This window comes from Melghirimyces algeriensis, from assembly GCF_900182565.1.
Classification (GTDB): domain Bacteria; phylum Bacillota; class Bacilli; order Thermoactinomycetales; family DSM-45169; genus Melghirimyces; species Melghirimyces algeriensis.
The window spans coordinates 83501-101657 of record NZ_FXTI01000009.1 but is presented as its reverse complement, the minus strand read 5'-3'; the positions used below and the strand labels follow the sequence as shown (position 1 = coordinate 101657).

The 18157-nt window shown below is 45.7% G+C and carries 17 protein-coding genes; 14 read left to right on the top strand and 3 right to left on the bottom strand.

The genetic code is table 11. The features are described 5' to 3' along the window. Positions 1 to 102 precede the first annotated feature (102 nt). Genes FN782_RS13050 through FN782_RS13040 form a run of 3 tightly spaced genes read left to right on the top strand, consistent with a single transcriptional unit; the run spans position 103 to position 3118 of the window. Positions 103 to 1803, top strand: a complete 1701-nt coding sequence (locus FN782_RS13050) for a carbon starvation CstA family protein (protein ID WP_142506247.1) — start codon at positions 103 to 105, stop codon at positions 1801 to 1803. 21 nt (positions 1804 to 1824) lie between these two features. Next, positions 1825 to 2103 (top strand): cory-CC-star protein, encoded by a 279-nt coding sequence (locus tag FN782_RS13045; protein WP_142506246.1) that lies wholly within the window; start codon positions 1825 to 1827, stop codon positions 2101 to 2103. 13 nt (positions 2104 to 2116) lie between these two features. Beyond that, positions 2117 to 3118: an ArsA family ATPase gene (locus tag FN782_RS13040; RefSeq protein WP_142506245.1), complete on the top strand. Its 1002-nt coding sequence runs from the start codon at positions 2117 to 2119 to the stop codon at positions 3116 to 3118. Positions 3119 to 3122: 4 nt separating this feature from the next. Here the strand turns inward: FN782_RS13040 and FN782_RS16920 are convergent, their stop codons facing one another. Beyond that, on the bottom strand, positions 3123 to 3287 hold the full coding sequence (locus tag FN782_RS16920; protein ID WP_185956289.1) for a hypothetical protein: 165 nt from the start codon (positions 3285 to 3287) through the stop codon (positions 3123 to 3125). Positions 3288 to 3304: 17 nt separating this feature from the next. After that, positions 3305 to 4285 carry a hypothetical protein gene (locus tag FN782_RS13035; RefSeq protein ID WP_142506244.1) on the bottom strand — a complete coding sequence of 327 codons (981 nt, stop codon included), beginning with the start codon at positions 4283 to 4285 and terminating at the stop codon, positions 3305 to 3307. 248 nt (positions 4286 to 4533) lie between these two features. On the opposite strand from FN782_RS13035, the gene coaA reads away from it, so the two are divergent. The 7 genes from coaA to FN782_RS13000 all read left to right on the top strand — a co-directional run bounded on the left by coaA (position 4534) and on the right by FN782_RS13000 (position 11376). Further along, positions 4534 to 5481, top strand: a complete 948-nt coding sequence (coaA, locus tag FN782_RS13030; protein ID WP_142506243.1) for a type I pantothenate kinase — start codon at positions 4534 to 4536, stop codon at positions 5479 to 5481. A gap of 159 nt (positions 5482 to 5640) precedes the next feature. Beyond that, positions 5641 to 6705: a type III polyketide synthase gene (locus FN782_RS13025; RefSeq protein ID WP_142506242.1), complete on the top strand. Its 1065-nt coding sequence runs from the start codon at positions 5641 to 5643 to the stop codon at positions 6703 to 6705. Between the two features lie 5 nt (positions 6706 to 6710). Then, positions 6711 to 7274: an isoprenylcysteine carboxyl methyltransferase family protein gene (locus FN782_RS13020; protein WP_342778398.1), complete on the top strand. Its 564-nt coding sequence runs from the start codon at positions 6711 to 6713 to the stop codon at positions 7272 to 7274. Positions 7275 to 7496: 222 nt separating this feature from the next. Continuing rightward, the gene (locus tag FN782_RS13015) at positions 7497 to 7739 is read left to right on the top strand and encodes a ChaB family protein (RefSeq protein ID WP_142506241.1); all 243 of its coding nucleotides are present in this window, start codon (positions 7497 to 7499) and stop codon (positions 7737 to 7739) included. A 140-nt stretch (positions 7740 to 7879) separates the two neighbouring features. Beyond that, the gene (locus FN782_RS13010; protein WP_142506240.1) at positions 7880 to 9244 is read left to right on the top strand and encodes an alkaline phosphatase; all 1365 of its coding nucleotides are present in this window, start codon (positions 7880 to 7882) and stop codon (positions 9242 to 9244) included. Positions 9245 to 9395: 151 nt separating this feature from the next. After that, entirely contained in the window at positions 9396 to 10715 is a 1320-nt protein-coding gene (locus FN782_RS13005; protein ID WP_246064950.1) for a purine/pyrimidine permease, read from the top strand. A gap of 127 nt (positions 10716 to 10842) precedes the next feature. Then, entirely contained in the window at positions 10843 to 11376 is a 534-nt protein-coding gene (locus FN782_RS13000) for an NADPH-dependent FMN reductase (RefSeq protein ID WP_142506238.1), read from the top strand. Between the two features lie 129 nt (positions 11377 to 11505). Here FN782_RS13000 and FN782_RS12995 read toward each other — a convergent pair whose 3' ends face one another. Further along, positions 11506 to 13005, bottom strand: a complete 1500-nt coding sequence (locus FN782_RS12995; RefSeq protein WP_142506237.1) for an FAD-dependent thymidylate synthase — start codon at positions 13003 to 13005, stop codon at positions 11506 to 11508. A 397-nt stretch (positions 13006 to 13402) separates the two neighbouring features. Here FN782_RS12995 and FN782_RS12990 point away from each other — a divergent pair, with 397 nt between their 5' ends. The 4 genes from FN782_RS12990 to FN782_RS12975 all read left to right on the top strand — a co-directional run bounded on the left by FN782_RS12990 (position 13403) and on the right by FN782_RS12975 (position 18154). After that, entirely contained in the window at positions 13403 to 14413 is a 1011-nt protein-coding gene (locus tag FN782_RS12990) for an ABC transporter ATP-binding protein (protein ID WP_142506236.1), read from the top strand. Then, complete coding sequence (locus FN782_RS12985) at positions 14379 to 15365, top strand: ABC transporter ATP-binding protein (protein ID WP_142506235.1); 987 nt, start codon at positions 14379 to 14381, stop codon at positions 15363 to 15365. Before FN782_RS12990 ends, FN782_RS12985 begins: the two co-directional genes overlap by 35 nt. Before the next feature lie 81 nt (positions 15366 to 15446). Then, positions 15447 to 17054 carry an ABC transporter substrate-binding protein gene (locus FN782_RS12980; RefSeq protein WP_142506234.1) on the top strand — a complete coding sequence of 536 codons (1608 nt, stop codon included), beginning with the start codon at positions 15447 to 15449 and terminating at the stop codon, positions 17052 to 17054. An 89-nt stretch (positions 17055 to 17143) separates the two neighbouring features. Further along, on the top strand, positions 17144 to 18154 hold the full coding sequence (locus FN782_RS12975) for an ABC transporter permease (RefSeq protein ID WP_185956288.1): 1011 nt from the start codon (positions 17144 to 17146) through the stop codon (positions 18152 to 18154). Positions 18155 to 18157: the final 3 nt, after the last annotated feature.

Sequence of the window (18157 nt, the reverse complement as noted above, 5' to 3'; positions counted from 1 at the left end):
GTCTTTACTCCAAAAGAGATCTGAATTTTTGTTGAATAAAGAATAAAGATTCTCTTAAAATAGTAATACCAACTCAACAAACGTTTATAGGGAGGGGAAGATATGAGCCATCCGGTTTGGTTAACACTCAGTTCATTGCTGTTATTTTTTCTGGGGTACCGTATGTATTCAAAATATCTGGCTGAAAAAGTATTTCGCCTGGACCCGGAATTTCAGACGCCGGCTCATGAATTCCGGGATGGAGTGGATTATTTGCCGACGAACAAATTCGTCCTTTGGGGGCATCACTTCAGCTCGGTTGCTGGAGCAGCTCCGATTGTGGGTCCGGCGATTGCAGTGATTTGGGGCTGGGGTCCAGCCTTGTTGTGGGTGGTATTTGGAACCATCTTTTTTGCCGGAATGCATGATTTGGGGACGTTATGGTCTTCTGTCCGATCCAAAGGACAGTCGGTGGGTGTCATCACTCATTCTGTGATTGGCTCCAGAGCCAAAGGTCTGTTCCTTCTGATTATTTTCTTTTTACTGTTGTTGGTAAACGCGGTGTTTGCTGTTGTCATCGCGAACTTATTCACCGGATTTCCGGAAAGTCTGTTGCCTTATTGGCTTCAACTGCCGGTAGCCATGAGCATTGGCTATTTGGTGTACCGACGGGGAGTGGGGCTTTTCTGGCCGTCTGTGGTCGGTCTCATATTGTTGTTTACTTTTATTTTTCTTGGGTCCCAAATGCCTGTCCAGCTTCCAGAGTCGATTGCCGGTCTCCCAACAACCGGTTGGTGGGTCATTGTGATGCTTTTATATGGAGCGATTGCTTCCCGGCTCCCGGTATGGCTTTTGTTGCAACCTCGTGATTATATTAATTCACACATGCTGTTTTTGGGTTTGGGCGTTCTTTATTTGGGATTGTTTTTTGCCCAACCGGAATTTAATGCTCCCTTTTTCAACCGGGATGTTCCGGAAGGAACCCCTGACTTGGTTCCCCTGCTCTTTGTTACGATCGCGTGTGGAGCGATTTCCGGTTTTCATGGTCTGGTGGGGTCCGGAACGTCTTCCAAACAATTGAATAAGGAGACGGATGCACGATTTGTCGGATATTTTGGCGCTATGGGAGAGGGATTGCTTGCACTGGTTGCTGTCATGGCGACAGCGGCGGGCTTTGCCTCTCTGGATCAATGGTCTGAACATTATGGCACCTGGGAGAGCGCCAGCTCCGGAGGGGTTGGTGCTTTTGTTACCGGAGCAGGAAGCTTTCTTGCCAGTTTGGGAATCCCAGTGGTCATTGGAACGACTTTTATTTCGATTATGATTGTGGCCTTTGCCGCGACTACGTTGGATACCTCGATGCGTCTGCAACGTTTTATCCTTTCGGAAATCGGAGAGCAATATCAGGTTCGTGCCTTGAAAAACATCAATATCAGTACCATTGTTGCCTTTCTTTCCTGTATTGCATTGGCTTTTCTAGCAGATCCGGCCAATCCTGGACAAGGTGGAATGGTTTTATGGCCCCTGTTTGGAACGACAAACCAATTGACCGCAGGTCTTTCCTTGATTGTGATGACACTGTTACTGTGGCATAAAGGGAGAAACTATTTGGTTTCCTTGATTCCCCTGGTTTTTGTAGTAACCATGACTGCCTGGAGCATGGTTCTGGGGATTGCGGATTATATGAACCAAGGAAATATCATGCTGGTGATAGTAGGAATACTCATTTTGGCACTTAATCTCTGGATGATTCTTGAAGGGCTTCTTGCCGCACGTCGTCACCGCAGTCAATCGATTACAACGGATTACGGAAGAGACGTATGACAGGAGAAAGGGGGGGAGCATATGTTTTATGATCCAGCAAAAGTTCGTCAATGGTGGAATCAAATCAAATGGTTTTATGAGGAGATGTATTTTGTTCCTTACCGTCGAACGATGCTGAAGGAAATTCAGAATGAAGAAGATCTCTTTAAACTTCTCGCGTTGTGTGAGACGTTGGGAGTGCCAAACCCGGTTTCCTACTACACATTGGAGTTGATACCGTTTATGGTGGAGGATTTTCATCAGTGGCACCAAAGGATGGGTATGGAAAAATCTCCGTTGGAAGGATTTAAATGCTGTTAAGAGAGGGGAAAAAATGTTGGCATTGGAGAGAGAAAGAATCACCTTTTTCGGAGGGAAGGGTGGGGTAGGAAAAACCACCTGTTCGGTTGCTTATGCAGTAGCCTTGGCTCAACGGGGTTACCAAACATTGCTGGTTTCCACTGATCCTGCACACTCATTGGGGGATCTTTTGGAGTTAAAAACGGCGGCGGAACCGGTTCATGTAACCGCTCACCTATGGGTGCAGGAGATTGATCCAGAAAAAGTATCCCAACAGTATATAGAGGAAGTAAAACAGAATATGAAGGGGTTGGCTGCTCCGGGTGTATTGCGGGAAGCAGAGCGGCAGATGGATTTCGCTCTTGCTTCTCCCGGAGCCGACGAAGCAGCACTTTTTGATGCGATGGTTTCGGTTATTCTTGCAGCTGAATCCGATTACGACCGGATTGTCTTTGACACCGCGCCGACAGGGCATACCCTGCGTTTGTTAACATTGCCCGAACTGATGGGGGTGTGGGTGGAAGGAATGTTAAGCAGACGAAAGAAAACCCAGGAACTGCATCGAATGTTCCAGCATGTATCCAGAGGATCGGAAGAACCGAAGGATCGGGTTTATGAATTGTTGGAGAGAAGAAAAAATCGATATACCTCTGCACGGAAGCGTCTTCTCAATCCAAAAATCACATCTTTTTACTTTGTTCTCAATCCGGAGAGGCTCTCCATTTTGGAATCGGAGAAAGCGATGAAGTTATTGAAAAAATATGGCGTTCCCGTTTCTGGGATTCTTGTAAACCGTGTGATTCCTGATGATGCGGATGGTACGTTTCTTGCCGGAAGGAGAGCGATTGAAAATGGTTACCTTCAGGAAATTGAAAAACGGTTCGCCAAACTTTCCCGGACCGTGATTCCTCTTTATCCCGACGAGATTCGTGGACTGAACGGAGTGGAAAGAGTGGCGAAAGTGTTGGAGGCGGATGGATTTGGAACGCTACAGGAAATGGGAAGAAAAAACCTGGGCACAGGCCCAGGTTTTTAAAAAATCATCCCAATATGAGGCGACTTTCTGTTTTTCCCAAGACAGCGGAAAATAATTGTTGGTGATTTACTTTTTTGACTCCATCCTTTTTTACCGTGAATCCCAGTTGTCGCAAATTGTCAATAACCCATTCTTCATTCATATAATCGCCTTCTGTGGATTTTTCCAAAATCAATCAGCCCCCTTTCAATCTATAGGGTCATTATACGGTAAATGAAAAGTACTTTGCATATGTTTTGCAAACTTTTGTTGAATGCGATCCAATTCATTGTATTCATCATCTTCATACAGGATGTCAGGGTTCAGCGTCAGCATGAAAATATAGGGTGTTCCTTTAATTTCGGTTGTTCTTGTGAGATAGAGACGACCCCGTTTCCGACTGGTGCCTTTGTGTTCAAAGATATATACTTCTTCGTCCAGCAAGATTCCTCTTAAGATGCCCGTTCGTTTTTGTTCGTTCAATGCCATGATCAGATCTTCATCGAGCGGAAAAGAAACCTCGATGTTTAATTTGTTCTCCAAAAGATTGATACCCATGACCAAAAAAGCGTATTTTAGGCTGAGATTATCATTCACTTGATCACGGTTGCCATATTCCTTGATTTCATGATAGATTTCCCCGATCAAGGAAAGCAACGAATCCGGTTTATTCTTGTCAATATCCCTTTTGGCACGGAGAAACCGATAGTATAGATCTTTATCGATGTCAAAGATAATCTGTACCAAAGCATTTAGCTCAAAACCTTCCGAAACATAAGCTGTGATATGATTCACTTGAACTTTTACATGGCGGTGATAATGCTTCATATTGTATTTATACAACTGTGAAGCAAGTACATGAGGTTCATTTCGTGCGAATTTTTCCATTGCTTTTTCTATGGAACTTCTCCACTGCATTTCATTCAGGTGATCGTACAGTTCCATAAACGTCCGTGCCTTATCAGCCAAAATATCTTTGTAGACTTCCCCTCGCATTCGGGCGATCAGAATACAAAAAATCAGTAAAAGAAAAGTGACGATCAAGGGGAACCTGTACCCTAGGATATCTTCCAGATAATAATTGGAATAGACCGTACCGGAACCGTTTTCGATCCACAAATCCAAGATAAAAAGGGCGACAGCAGATCCTGCTACTAGCCAGTGCGTCAGTGCAAATTTAATTTTCAACCATATACACTCCAAATGAATAGAAAAATCTGTTTTGCATTTTAGCACAAAAAATTGTGTGGTTGCTTTAATTTTAAACTATAAATATTACTTTGATCATGGTTTTCTCATGGATCATAAAGGGATGTATTCCAGCTCGTTTGATACATGTGGAAATGAAGGAGAGAATTGTGTCATAGTAGAATCATAGGCTTGTTTTCTTTTGAACAGGATCTGGACTGTTCCGTGGAAAGAGAGGAACCGATGCAATGAGTGTGACGAAGGGTATTTCACAATATCTCACTTTTGACCGTGAACAGTGGATGCAACTGCGTGCCTCTGTTCCGATGCCCCTGACGAGAGAAGAATTGGAAGATCTTCGGGGGATCAATGAAAATCTATCTTTGGAGGAGGCCTCAGAGGTTTATCTCCCATTATCCCGTTTGTTAAATCTGTTGGTGACAGGCAATCAAAAAATGGCTGAGGCAACCGGACTGTTTTTGGGAGATCTTTATCCAAAAGTACCTTATGTGATCGGGATTGCTGGTAGTGTCGCCGTCGGGAAAAGTACGACAGCCCGTGTTTTAAAGGCTCTTTTACGCCGTTGGCCGGGACACCCTAAAGTGGATCTGGTGACGACGGATGGCTTTCTCTACCCAAATCGGGTACTGGAAGAGCGGGGATTGATGAAAAGAAAGGGTTTCCCCGAAAGCTACGATATCCGGCGATTAATCCGGTTTCTTACGGACTTGAAGTCTGGTCGGGAACGTCTGAGTGTCCCAATCTATTCCCATCTCTCATACGATATTCTTCCCGACAGAGAGAAAGTGGTGAATCAGCCTGATATCTTGATTATTGAAGGATTAAATATATTGCAAAATCTTTGTGTGGATAAGCAGCAATCACCTTGTGTGTTCGTTTCTGATTTTCTCGATTTTTCCATTTATGTAGATGCTCATGAAACGGACATCGCTCGATGGTATCAGGAACGGTTTCAGGTTCTCAGGAAGACAGCTTTTCGCAATCCGGCATCGTATTTTCGCCGCTACGCTGATTTGACGGTAGAGGAAGCGGAAAAAACGGCTCAAGGTATATGGGAGGAGATTAATCGGGTGAATCTGAAGGAAAATATCCTTCCGACACGGGAACGAGCCCGTTTGATTCTGGAAAAGGGACCGGATCATTCAGTAAAAAAAGTATACCTCAGAAGGATCTAAAGATTGAAACGCAAGGAATCATTTTCTTATTATCAATTATGATTGATGCCGTGCGGTTGAAGCCGCATGGTTTTTTCTTTTTGGGGCATATTTCCAATAGCAGTGGAGAGACTATGGGAAAATGTTTAAGGGAATGTCGAACAGATGGAGGGTGCGGGAATGCCAAAGATTGTTTCTGTCGGGACCGCTGTCCCGGAACATATCCTGGAACAGCAAGAGGCACAGGAGTTTGCCGTCCGTCTGTTTAAGGATTCCTTTCAGGATCTAGAGCGTTATCTGCCGATTTTTGCAAATTCTCGGATTCAAACACGTCGGTTGAGTCGACCCAGAGAGTGGTATGAAAAGGAGCGGGGATTTGCTGAACGAAATCGGGCTTATACCGAAACGGCTTGCAGATTGGGAGTTGAAGCGATTTCCCGCTGTTTGGATGCGGCAGGACTTTCCCCTGAGGAAGTGGACCATCTCTTTTTTGTTTCCACATCTGGATTGGCAACCCCCAGCATCGATGCAAGAATGGTCAATCAGCTGGGGTTTCGTCGCCATGTCAAACGGACACCGATCTGGGGATTGGGATGTGTGGGAGGCGCATCAGGGGTGGCACGGGCTTATGAATACACCCGAGCCTATCCGGACAGTCGGGTTGTATTGTTAACCGTGGAGTTATGCAGTTTAACCTTTCGTTACAATGATCGATCCAAAAGTAATTTGGTGGCTACTTCTCTTTTTGGGGATGGAGCGGCAGCCGTATTATTGGCGGGAGATGAAGCAGAACTTCCTGCAAACTCCTCCCATATACCCCGTGTGTTGGATACCATGACAACTACTTGGCCGGACTCTTTAAACGTTATGGGATGGGATGTGACCGATAATGGACTGAAAGTCATCTTTTCCAAGTCCATCCCTGCAATTGTAAAAAATGAGGTGTTGCCCGTCATTCAAGAATTTTCGGATCAAACAGGAGTTCCCTTGAATCAGGTGCGTCGGTATATTGCTCACCCTGGTGGAATGAAGGTATTGAAGGCCTATGAAGAAGTATTGGGACTACCGGAAGAAGCATTGGAATGCTCTTATGCCATTCTTAATGAGTATGGAAATATGTCTTCAGCAACTGTTTTGTTTGTTTTGGAACGGGAACTCCAACGGCGGCATCATCCGGGGGAGTATGGTTTGCTTACAGCACTGGGACCTGGATTTAGCTCTGAGCTTGTGTTGATACGGTGGTGAAAACAATGCTGGAAATGAACGATTGGTTTGTGGTGGTTATGATTGGAGTGATTCTACAACGGGGGATGGAACTGTCGATTGCGAAAAAACATACCGAATGGATTCGAAGTCGGGGAGGGTATGAGGAAGGAAGAGGTCATTATCCGTTGTTGGTGATCATTCATCTGTTCTTATTTATCGGGCTCTTTGTGGAGGTGACAATATTCCGCGTGACCCCTCCTTTTTGGTGGCCGGTTCCCTTTTTGGTGTTTTTAATTGCCCAGGGATTTCGAATCTGGTGTATTCGTTCTTTGGGTCCTTATTGGAATACGCGGATTATGGTGATCCCTGGTCATCAGCCAGTGGTTCGCGGCCCATACCGATTTCTGCGACATCCTAATTATTGGGTAGTCATTACTGAGATTTTAACTCTGCCTGTTATGTTTGGTGCCTATGTTACAGCAACCATTACATCGCTTTTCAATCTATGGGTTCTGTTTAAAGTGAGAATTCCCACAGAAGAAAAAGCGTTGGCCACTGCAATGCTCTATGGAAAAGAGACTGGAAGTTTAGAAGGTGATGAGACATAAATATTGTAGTGATCATGGGGAAGCTTCTTTCGCAAAAAACCGGGTGGTTGGTGCCCGTAAAGATGTAGAGTATATGGAGAAAGCCGTATTTATGTGAATAAGTCTTGTATTTTGCCGTTAGATCCGGTTTAATGAAGGGGTATTTTCCTTATTGAATCAGATAAGTGGAACTCATCATAAAGGTTTCTAAAAATCTATTTTCATTGTTGGGGGAGTGAGCTGATGTCGCAGGAAGAAGTGGAAGACCTAGAATTGCATGATCAGGTAAAAGCACATCTGTCTTACCGGGCAGCACAAATTTATTCGACGGCTTATCAACTGATTTGGATGCATGTTTCCGGCGAACAGGGTGAACGGGAAGAGATTGCCCACCAGGTTGCCTGGGATCGCTTAAAAGACGAGTACATCAAGCGATCCAAACGTATTCGCTTACATTCCAATATCGGTCAATGGAGCCGGAATTAACAAAAAATCATAAAATTAAGACAACCTCCCCGATCAAGGGGAGGTTTTTTGTTTTTGTAAAGATTAAATCATGAAGATTGACATTTTATCAGGTGAAGTTTAGCCTTGATTTTGTAAAATATAATAAAGGGGGATAATTTGTGAAAAAAAGAAAAGCGGGAATTGTTCTCTTGATGATCGTTTTGTCAATTGCTTTGATCGGTGGACAAATTCATGGTGTGCAAGCTGGCGGAAAGCAGGATATTTCCAATAAACCGAAAAATGTTATCCTAATGGTGGGTGACGGAATGGGGTTTCCCCAAGTGACAGCTGCCGCTTATACTAAACGTAAGCGGGGCTACTCGCCGGGTCATCTACATATGCAACGGCTAACACATTCCGGCAATGTCATAACACATTCCCATGACAGTGTGGTTACCGACTCTGCGGCTTCAGCTACAGCTTTCTCTGCGGGTCACAAAACGGATAATGGCTACCTTGGGCAAGCTCCTCGAAACAAACGACACTGGGATCACGAACATTTTTATAATGTTCAGACAGTATTAGAAGCTGCAGAAAAAAGAGGATTGAAGACAGGGTTGGTCACGACAGCCCGTTTGACTCATGCCACACCAGCTGCCTTTGCCTCCCATGTGCCGGATCGCGGGATGGAAAATGAGATTGCATCACAGATGTTAACGCAGGATATTGAAGTGCTGCTGGGAGGGGGACGGCGTCATTTCCTGCCAGAATCGGAAGGTGGACGCAGGGATGATGGACGTAATTTGCTGAAAGAGGCTGATCAAAAAGGATATGATGTGGTCCAGGATCGCAAATCCTTGCGTAAAGCAACCGGGGAAAAGCTTTTGGGCGTCTTTAATGATTCACATCTAACCTATGAACTGGATCGAAAAATGACCCGTGAACCCCACTTGAAGACCATGACAAAAAAAGCCATTCGTCATCTCAGTAAAAGCGATAAAGGGTTTTTCCTGATGGTGGAAGGGGGACGGATTGATCATGCCGGACATGCCAACCATCCTGCCACCAATGTGAATGAAACGCTCGCTTTTGATCAGGCAGTCAAAGAGGCAATTAAATTTGCCAGCAAGGATCAAAATACATTGGTTATTGTGACGGCTGATCATGAAACGGGTGGAATGTCTGTAGGAGCCAACAGTGAGTATGCTTATCACAAAGATGTGATTCGTAAGGTGAAGCGGACTCCGGAGTATATGTCAAAAAAATTGAAAGCAGACGGCAGCAATCTGGAAGCCGTTCTGGCCCGTTATGCCGGAATAAAGAATCTTAAACCAGAGGAAAAAGAGATAATTCGTTCTGCTGACAATACGGCGGATGGAATTGCAAAAGTAATCAGTGACCGAGCCTTGATCGGATGGACAACGGACGGACACACAGCACTAAACGTTCCGATATACAGCTATGGACCTTATTCGAACCGATTGACCGGCACCTTGGACAACACTTTAATTGCCAAAATCATTTTTCGTGCGATTGGCGATTAAAACGTAACGATCCAGCCCTTGACAAAGGGCTGGATATTGCTTTTGAAAACCCACCAGAAAGATGGACTCCATGAAGATGTGGTTGACGGTCTCACCCGCTTCAGCGAGAATAAAGAAGAGTGTTAAAGTGTAATGGAATGATGGTGATTCGATGAAATCCTCGATGCCTTCCAGACAAACCGCGGCGGGGTCCGTTCAGTGGTTTGTTTTTCTTGTGTCCAATACCGTGGCCATGCCGATTATAATCGGTCAGGTGTTTCAATTATCACCGGAAGAAGTAGCTGGTTTGATGCAACGAGCTTTTCTGGTAATCGGTGTGGCTTCCTTTCTTCAAGGTTGGTTGGGACATCGGTTGCCAATTGCCGACGGCCCTGCGGGAGTTTGGCTTGGAGTGTTTGTAATCACGGGAGAAACAGCGATCCGGCAGGGACAGGAGCCTTTGGAGGCTCTCCAATTGCTACAAGGCGGAATGCTGGTGGCAGGATTTTTTCTTGCCTTGCTGGGGGTATTTCGTTTATTAAGACGCATGCAGAACCTGTTTACCCCCTTTATAACCGGTGTATACTTATTGCTTTTGGTCATCCAACTAAGCGGTGTACTGTTGAAGGGGATGCTGGGAGCCGGTGGATCGGACATCAGGTTGAACAGTGAAACAGCTGTGATTTCACTTGGTGTACTGTTTTTGATATTGTTTCTTTCCTTTAGAGGCAAGGGGTCCTGGAAAAACTACGCCGTTTTGATTGGAATCGCGATTGGATGGTTAGCGGTGACCGTATTGGGAGAAAACCAGGCTGTGGGTGCCAAAGGAGCCGGAGTGGCACCGGATGTGTTCGCATGGGGAGAGCCTCGCTGGGATGCGGGAATTCTGCTTTCCGGTCTGTTGATCGGGTTGGTGCTGGTTTCCAACATTTTGGCTAGTGTTTCTGCTGTGGGTCAAGTGGTTGGGGCTTCTGAAAAGAATACCCGTCCTGGATTAAATCGGAGTGGGATGATCGCCGGGGTCGCTACGGTGCTGTCTGCTCTTTTTTCCACTGTTGGCTCGGTTCCCCTGTCCAACAGCGCGGGCTTTATTCAGATTATCGGTCAACGAGCACGGCGACCGTTTCTGATCGGGAGTTTTCTCATGGGAGTGGTAGCTTTTATTCCTCCAGTGATGATGTGGTTGGCAACCATTCCTTCGCCTGTCACACATGCTGCACTGGCAGCATCATTCACGGGGATTGCAGGCATCGCTGTGCGCAACCTCACCCGCCAACCTCTGGATGAGCGAAGAATCACCATTTTAGGTCTGGCACTGATTTCTGGTACCGGTGTGATGGTGCTGCCAGCTTCTTTTTTTCAATCCTTGCCTGCTGTGTTGCAGTTTGTCGGTGGCAATGGGTTGTTAACCGGAACCATGGTGGCGATGGTGTTGGAACAGGTGTGGCGTTCAGATGGTGAGCGGACACGACGCAAACGGAAACGTGCTTGACGTCTTTGAGATGGACGGGCCCTGATAGATGGAAAAATCATGTTGTTGAATGGTAAGATGACAGAGAGACTTATTGATTCTGATACATGTTGTGCTACTTAAATCTTAACCAAAGGAGAAATGGGATATGAAGATCATGGTGATCAATGGGAGTCCGAGAGAAAAATCTCTGACCGGCACCTTGGCGGACCGGGCGGAACAGAAGTTGGTAAGGGAAGGGGCGACGGTTATTCGCTTTGATGTGGGTCAAGCTGAAGTGCCTCTGTTCCGGGGTGGGACGGAAGGAGAAGCTGAGATTGTGCGCCAGTTGAAAGAAGATGCATTATCAGTGGACGGTTTTTTCATTTGTACCCCTGAGTATCACAATGGAATCAGTGGAGCGTTGAAAAATGTATTGGACTTTCTCAATGGTTCCCACTTTAAAGGAAAACCGACGGCGATCGCGGCAGCGGCAGGAGGTGGCCGCAGCGGGATCAATGCACTGAACAACCTGCGATTGGTGTTGCGCGGGTTGTATGCCTGGGTGTTACCAAGTCAAATCGTGGTGGATTCGGGGTCCTTTGATATGAAAGGAGAATGGTCTGACCCGGAGATTCGCGAACGCATGGACAATCTTGGAGCAGATTTGGTACATGCTGTCCGTGCTTTGGGGAATCGCTGACATTCGTATCCATATGAAATCGGAATCAGTGATAAGATCTACAATAGAGATCAGATAAACCTGACCGTGAAATGATTGAAATGAAGAACCTCCGCTAAAGGCGGAGGTTTTTTGTGGTTTCCGATCGATTTATCCTCTTCGTTTGGCATAGCGAGCGAGAACAGGATGATGCTTTTCCAATTCCATATATAACTGTTCAAATGTAGATCGGATATCCCATTGTGCTTCCGGACTGGTTCGCAGGTTGATCAAGTGATACAGCTCCCATAGGTTGGCGGTTGCTTTTACCATTCGATGATGGGCATTGGTGACACAATAGGAAGCGATGTTAGGACATTCTTGCTGCATCTGATCAAACAGCCGTTCGGCGTCCTCCATCAGTTGGGAAAACATTTCCGTCAGTCCTGCTTCCCGGACATGAGGTGGAATCGTATATCCCCAATCCACAGTGGGTTCTCCAAAGGTGAAATGAGTCCCTCGGTTGTGACGCAGCAATTGATGCCAATTCGCTTCTGACAGGGTCATCTCCATCGCATAGAAGAGATGACGGAACAGGTCTTTTGGATGGTCGAAAAAACGGATGGACTTTAATGTCTCTTCAATACGCTCCTCCTGTTCCTGAAAATTCATCTGCCGGGCTTTTTCAGCAGCTTGATCGTGGGAAAAACCGTATTCGCCAACAAACAGATGGGTGCAGAGTATCTCCAAAGCCTGGGAATAATCCGTTAATTGGACAAAACGGGCTGAAGGGCCGTCAAAAGCCTGACCGCGTGTTGAACTTTCCGGTCGAGGGAGCGGCTGGTTCTCCAGCTTTTCACGGGTGCTTAAAAGATAGTCGCTCGCTTTTACATGCTTTAACAAGGTAGGAATCACCTGACTGATTTCACGTTCCATCTCCCGTGCCAAGGTTCGCGATTCAGCATATCGGCTGGATAACAGCCTGACCAGAGTGTCCCGGAGAGCCCGTCCATTTCCAGTTAATCCAAGACTGGTTTGGGTGGCCAAGGTGAGCACATAGCGTGCGTCTTCAAAGGCGATTTTTTCCAATCGGGAAGAAAAACGTTTGTCACTTTCCCCTTTCTCTCGTGGAAGGGTATTTTCCAAGTAAGGGATCAGTCCAGCCAGAAGTTGCTCATATGTGTCAAAAGCTTTTTTATTCAATCGAATAAAGGCTTGTTTTAGTTCAGGGAATGAATCAAGTTCTTCAGGAACATGGAAAGATCCACGATTGGGACGTTGATAACGTTGACTGTATTCCGTAAAGCTGTTGAAGGTGTTGGCCAATTCCAGTTCTGCTGATGCCAGGCGACTGATTTTTTCCACTCCCAGATGGGCGACGGCGTGTTCGGCAACACTGCTGTGACCATAGCCTACCACCCATTTTTCATGGAAACGGGCGGCTTTTTCCGAATAGGTGGTAAAGGAACCCTCTGGCGTGTTTCCCACAGCCAAATCGTCGTCTTTCAGCAACTTAGCTAGGTTGTCTCGAAAACTGGCGGGACTTCGGCTTACATAGGCAAAGATGACAGCGATCACTTCTTCAGGCAAGTTATAAATGGTGTAAACATTCCGATCCAGATTGGAGACGTACCGGGTAAGGTCAACGGTTTCATTCTCAGTTTGTGTCATTTCCGTTCCTCCGTTTTTGCGTGTTCACTTCTCTTATTCTATCAGGAGGTTCAAGTTCCCCCAAGTGGAAAAGAACGGACAGCTACTGAAAAGGTACGGTTGTATCCAGTCAGTCATATTTACTAATGTATGTTTAGTTTCTTTCAAAAAACGTAAGCAAAAATTTAACGGGACTTTTTTTGCCCCTCGATTTCCTTCGTATAAGTTTGTAAAAAACATCTTGATCAGTTTGGTTATTTTAAAAAATGGAGCGGATAGATGGGTCTGAAATTTTTCTTTTATTAATAGCTAGGAGAAGGAATTGTCCCCTTTTCATCGAATATGAAAAATAGTCATGTATTTAATTATTTTGCAAGTGAATGACTTATTTATACTTTTTGATGAATGAGGTGTCTTCATGGCTGAACCGTTACTTGATATTTCTGAATTTAGAATGTACTTTCACACGGAAAAAGGGGTCGTGAAGGCTGTTGACGGTGTGGACTTAACGGTTCATGAAGGGGAAGTGGTTGGTCTGGTCGGAGAATCCGGTTGTGGAAAAAGCGTTACATCTCTTTCAGTGATGGGCTTGGTTCCTCAGCCGCCAGGAAAAGTGGAAGGAGGGAGTATACGGCTGACAGGGAAGGATCTGACCCACCTTCGTCAGAGAGAATGGCAAAGGATTCGCGGAAATGATATCTCAATGATCTTTCAGGAGCCGATGACTTCTTTGAACCCGGTATTTACAATCGGTGATCAAATTGTGGAAGCGCTTCAAAAGCATCAGAAAATCAGCAAGAAAGAGGCAAAAAAACGGGCTGGCGAGGCTCTAAAAGAAGTGGGAATCTCACGTAAAGGGATCCTTGGTGAATATCCCCATCAATTGTCCGGTGGAATGAGGCAACGGGTGATGATCGCGATGGCGATGGTCTGTCGCCCCAAGCTCCTGATTGCGGATGAACCGACGACAGCACTGGATGTGACGATACAGGCCCAGATTCTGGACTTAATGAGGCGGCTCAATGAGGAAACGGGAACCGCCATTTTGATGATTACCCACGATTTGGGTGTTGTGGCGGAGATGTGTGATCGTGTGGTGGTGATGTATGCCGGTGAAGTAGTGGAAAAAGCGGATGTTAAGACCTTATTTCAAGATCCCCGGCATCCCTACACCCAGGGTCTTTTAAAGTCAATCCCTCAATTGGATAAACGTTTTGACCGGTTGTATTCCATTCCCGGAAATGTTCCTGATCCCAGAAAAATGCCTGAAGGATGTCGTTTTTCTCCGCGGTGTGAATTTGCAAAAGATATCTGTATGACACAGAAACCGGATTTGCTGGATCTGGGGAAGAGCCATTTCAGCAGATGTTGGCTGCATGACGAAAAAAAGGGGGATGCGGATCGTGACCCAATCACAGTCACTACTTGAAGTAAGAAATCTAAAAAAATACTTTCCGATCCGCGGTGGGGTTTTTGGTAGAAAAGTAGGAGAAGTCAAGGCGGTAGATGATGTTTCTTTCTCTGTTAACAAGGGAGAAACCCTGGGAATTGTGGGAGAGAGTGGATGTGGAAAATCAACTACCGGTCGGGCGATTCTTCGCCTAGAGGAGCCTACATCAGGGAATGTGGAGTTTGAGGGGAATGAACTCACCCGACTGAAAAAAGAAGCGATGCGTCGCATGCGTCGGGAACTTCAAATGGTTTTTCAGGACCCTTTTGCTTCTCTGAATCCGAGAAAAACGGCCTTTGAAATCATCGAAGAACCACTAAAAGTACATGGCATCGGTCATGCATCTGAGAGAAAGGAACAGGTGATGGAACTTCTGCAAGTCGTCGGCCTTGACGTCTCTCATGCCGGCAGATATCCTCACCAGTTCAGTGGGGGGCAACGGCAACGGATTGGGATTGCACGAGCCCTGGCGGTTCGTCCCAAATTGATTGTTGCGGATGAGCCTGTATCGGCGCTGGATGTTTCGATTCAATCGCAAGTGTTGAACTTATTGGAAGATTTGCAGCATACATTTGATTTAACCTATGTTTTTATTGCCCATGACCTTAGTGTTGTTCGCCATATCAGTGATCGTGTGGGTGTGATGTATTTGGGGAGAATGGTTGAACTGGCCAATCGGGATTCACTATATGATCAACCTTTGCACCCCTATACTCAAGCGTTGCTGAGTGCGGTTCCCGTTCCGGACCCGGATTCGGTTCGGGAGCGAATCATTTTGAGTGGAGATGTTCCAACTCCCAGTAATCCTCCCAAAGGGTGCGCTTTTCACACCCGGTGTCCCCATGTAATGGATATTTGCCAAGAGGTGCGACCGGAATTTAAGGACTATGGGGAAGAGCATTATGTTGCCTGTCATCTGCTGGAAAAATGAGATTTTGTGAAGGAGGTGTTGACGGAAGGGCAGTGGTGATGGTGAACCATCAAAATTAAGATGAAGGGGGCAAACTGACAGATGAAGTTTCGCAAATCGGCTTTTCTAATCATTGGACTTCTGTTTGTTTTATCCACAGTTCTGGCCGGATGCGGGGGAAACAGCGCAGGAGGACAGGGAAAAACATTGATTTATGGACGAGGTGCGGATTCTCCCAAGCTGGACCCTGCACTGGTTACAGATGGAGAATCCTTTCGAGTGACTGGAAATATTATGGAGACGTTGGTTCAGTATGAAAAAGATAGCATGAATGTGACAGAGGGATTGGCCACCGAGTGGAAAAATTCCGAAGACGGAAAAAAATGGACATTCAAGCTGCGGGATGATGTGAAGTTTCATGATGGTACCAAATTTAATGCTGAAGCGGTTGTCTTCAACTTCCAACGGTGGATGAATCGTGAACATCTTGGCAGCAAGAAAGATGACTTTATCTACTATGGTTCCATGTTTGGCGGGTATAAAGGGGACAAAGGGCATGTTATTGAAAGTGTCAAGGCGGTGGATGAGTACACCGTTGAGTTTACACTGAAAAAACCGCAAGGTCCTTTTTTGCAAAATCTGGCGATGTCCCCCTTTGCGATCGCCTCTCCCAAAGCGGTAAAAAAGGACCCCAGTAAATTTGCAGAACATCCAGTCGGTACCGGGCCTTTTAAGTTTAAGAGCTGGAAAAAGAATGATTCCATTACCCTTGAGAAAAACAACGATTATTGGAAGAAAGGGTTGCCAAAATTGGATCGGGTCATTTTTAAATCGATCCCTGACAATTCAGCCCGGCTGACAGCTCTTCAATCCGGAGATATTGATGTCATGGATGGATTAAATCCGGACGATGCGAAAAGGGTGGAAAAGAATAAACAACTGCAACTGTATAAGCGTCCTCCCAATAATGTCGGCTACTTAGCTTTTAACATGGAGAAGAAGCCTTTTCATAAGAAAAAGGTGCGGCAGGCGATCAACCATGCTGTCAACAAAAAAGGGTTGATTAAAAGCTTTTATGCCAACTTGGCAGAACCGGCCAAAAATCCAATGCCACCCTCTCTGTGGGGATACAACGACAAGGTTGAGGAGTATGAGTATGATTTGGATAAAGCGAAAAAACTCTTAAAAGAAGCCGGATATGAAGACGGATTTGAAGTGGAATTCTATGCCATGCCGGAACCGCGTCCCTATATGCCTGACGGAAGAAAGATTGCGGAGTATATTCAGGCCGACTTGAAAAAGATTGGAATCAAGACGAAGATCGTCAGCCCGGAATGGCAAAGTTATTTGGAGGATACTCAAGAAGGTAAGCATGAAATGGCTCTTCTCGGATGGACTGGAGACAATGGTGATCCGGATAACTTCCTGTATGTGTTGTTAGATAAAGACAACACCAAAATCCCGGCCCAAAATATTTCTTTTTATAAAAGTGACAAATTACATGATATTTTGATTGAAGCACAAAAGGAAACAGATCAATCCAAACGCACAGAGTATTATCAAAAGGCGCAGGAAATCATCCATGAAGACGCCCCCTGGGTTCCGTTGGTGTATGCGACCCCGCCGCTGGCTGGACAGTCCTATGTAAAAGGATATGTTCCCCATCCCAAAGGAACGGAAAGTCTTGCGGAAGTCGACATCCAAAAGTAAATTCCAAAGGGCGGTGTTGCACTGGGCAATGCCGCCTTTTTCACACGGACCCTAAGAATTGACACAGGGATCGAAAGGTTGGTGAAAATGTGATTGCTTATACAATCCGGAGAATATTGATGCTGATCCCGGTTTTGATCGGTATGTCGGTCATCACTTTTTTCATTGTACATGCCATTCCAGGAAGCCCTGCCAAGGCTTTATTGGGAGAGCGGGCAAGTCCGGAAGCGCTGCATCAGTTGGAAGAGAAAATGGGGTTAAATGATCCTTTGTATATTCAATATTTCAATTATATCAAGAATTTGCTTCAGGGGGATTTGGGAACCTCCATCCAAACAGGTCAGCCTGTATCGGAAGAGATTATTCCTTATTTGGCGGCCACTTTTGAGCTGGCTTTGTTTGCTATGGTAATCGCTGTTTTTTTTGGAGTGAACCTGGGAATCTTTTCAGCGTGGCGGCAAAATTCTTCTGTAGACTATCTGTCTATGGTGATTGCTTTGATCGGGGTATCCATGCCGGTCTTTTGGCTTGGATTGATGGAACAATGGATATTTGCTCAGGAATTGGCTTGGTTTCCCTCGTCAGGACGTCTCGATTCACGGTTGTTTTTTGAGCCTGTAACGCACTTTTATTTTTTGGATGCTCTCATCCAGGGGGATTTTGTTGTTTTGCAAGATGCACTGAAACATATGGTCCTTCCTGCTGTTGCCTTAGGAACCATTCCCATGGCAATCATTGCCCGAATGACCCGTTCCAGTATGCTGGAGGTACTCCGTTCTGATTATATACGAACAGCCCGTGCCAAAGGGGTTGGAGAACTTTTGATCATCTATAAACATGCCTTAAAAAATGCTCTCATTCCTATTGTGACTGTTTTTGGCCTTCAGATGGGTCTATTGTTGGGTGGAGCGATTCTGACCGAGACAATCTTCAGTTGGCCTGGCGTGGGTCGATATCTTTACGATGCCATTCATGCCAGGGACTATGCCGTGGTTCAGTCCGGAATTTTGGTGGTGGCAACGATCTTTGTGCTCATCAATTTGATTGTTGATCTTCTGTATGCCTGGATTGATCCGCGGATTCAATACGGGAAGGAGTGAGAA

Bases quoted from the DNA above. Each gene is read 5' to 3' on its own strand.
- FN782_RS13015 (WP_142506241.1), top strand. From the start codon at position 7,497: ATGTCGCAGGAAGAAGTGGAAGACCTAGAATTGCATGATCAGGTAAAA.
- FN782_RS13005 (WP_246064950.1), top strand. From the start codon at position 9,396: ATGAAATCCTCGATGCCTTCCAGACAAACCGCGGCGGGGTCCGTTCAG.
- FN782_RS12980 (WP_142506234.1), top strand. From the start codon at position 15,447: ATGAAGTTTCGCAAATCGGCTTTTCTAATCATTGGACTTCTGTTTGTT.
- FN782_RS13045 (WP_142506246.1), top strand. From the start codon at position 1,825: ATGTTTTATGATCCAGCAAAAGTTCGTCAATGGTGGAATCAAATCAAA.
- FN782_RS13040 (WP_142506245.1), top strand. From the start codon at position 2,117: ATGTTGGCATTGGAGAGAGAAAGAATCACCTTTTTCGGAGGGAAGGGT.
- FN782_RS13000 (WP_142506238.1), top strand. From the start codon at position 10,843: ATGAAGATCATGGTGATCAATGGGAGTCCGAGAGAAAAATCTCTGACC.
- FN782_RS13020 (WP_342778398.1), top strand. From the start codon at position 6,711: ATGCTGGAAATGAACGATTGGTTTGTGGTGGTTATGATTGGAGTGATT.
- FN782_RS13025 (WP_142506242.1), top strand. From the start codon at position 5,641: ATGCCAAAGATTGTTTCTGTCGGGACCGCTGTCCCGGAACATATCCTG.
- coaA (WP_142506243.1), top strand. From the start codon at position 4,534: ATGAGTGTGACGAAGGGTATTTCACAATATCTCACTTTTGACCGTGAA.
- FN782_RS12985 (WP_142506235.1), top strand. From the start codon at position 14,379: ATGCGGATCGTGACCCAATCACAGTCACTACTTGAAGTAAGAAATCTA.
- FN782_RS13050 (WP_142506247.1), top strand. From the start codon at position 103: ATGAGCCATCCGGTTTGGTTAACACTCAGTTCATTGCTGTTATTTTTT.
- FN782_RS12995 (WP_142506237.1), bottom strand. From the start codon at position 13,005: ATGACACAAACTGAGAATGAAACCGTTGACCTTACCCGGTACGTCTCC.
- FN782_RS12990 (WP_142506236.1), top strand. From the start codon at position 13,403: ATGGCTGAACCGTTACTTGATATTTCTGAATTTAGAATGTACTTTCAC.